Source organism: Aminobacter sp. P4_D5, from assembly GCF_056401815.1.
The window spans coordinates 1-899 of record NZ_JBFUIP010000488.1; the positions used below are offsets into that span (position 1 = coordinate 1).

Genomic DNA, 899 nt, shown 5'->3' on the forward strand with positions numbered 1-899 from the left:
ACATGGCGCCGGCGAGCCGGTCCGTCACGTCCTTGGCCAGGCCCAGCGCCTTGCCGACTTCCCCGATTGCAGACTTCGGCCGATAGCGAATGACGGTCGCCACGATGGCGGCGCGGTCCCGGCCATATCGTTCGTAGATGTGCTGGATCACCTCCTCMCGSCGCTCGTGCTCGAAATCCACGTCGATRTCCGGYGGCTCGGCSCGGGAGGCSGACACGAAGCGCTCAAARAGCAGRTCGTGCTTSSYGGGGTCGACRGCRGTGATSCCGAGSACRTAGCAGACGGCGGAGTTGGCMGCSGAGCCYCGSCCCTGGCASAGGATGCCCCGCTGCCGGGCGAAGCGGACCACCTCGTCCACCGTCAGGAAATACGGCGCGTAGTCGAGCTGCGCGATCAACGTCAGCTCGTGATCCAGCCGGGCGGGTATCCCGTGCGGTGCGCCGTCCGGCCAACGCTCGGCCACGGCAGATGCGACTCGCGCCGTAAGCGTCTCCTGCGGCGTCAGCCCGGGATCGAGGATCTCGTCGGGATACTCGTGGCGCAGCTCATCCAGCGAGAACCCGGAGGCCGCCTCCAGAACCTCCATGGAAGCCGCCAGCGCCTCGGGATGATCCTGGAACAGTCGGGCCATCTCGGCSGSGGGCTTGAGGTGYCGMTCRCCGTTCTTCTCGGCCGCGAAGCCGATCTCGCTGACCGTCTTGCGGAGACGAATGGCCGTCAGCACGTCAGCCAGGCGCCTCCGGCCGGGTTCGTGGAACCGCACATCGTTGGTCGCGAGGAGGCGCCCACCGACCCGGGAGGCCATCCTGGCCAGCAGGTCGAGACGAGCCCTGCCGGCCCCCTGTGCGGTGCTTGCTGCGGCCACCAGGAGCGGCAGCGCGAGGCGCCCCCGCAGAGCC

1 pseudogene is annotated in these 899 nt (G+C 69.1%); it reads right to left on the minus strand.

The features are described 5' to 3' along the window. A pseudogene (gene dnaE2 / locus AC1DWF_RS32960) lies at positions 1-899 on the minus strand (error-prone DNA polymerase); the annotation flags it as partial.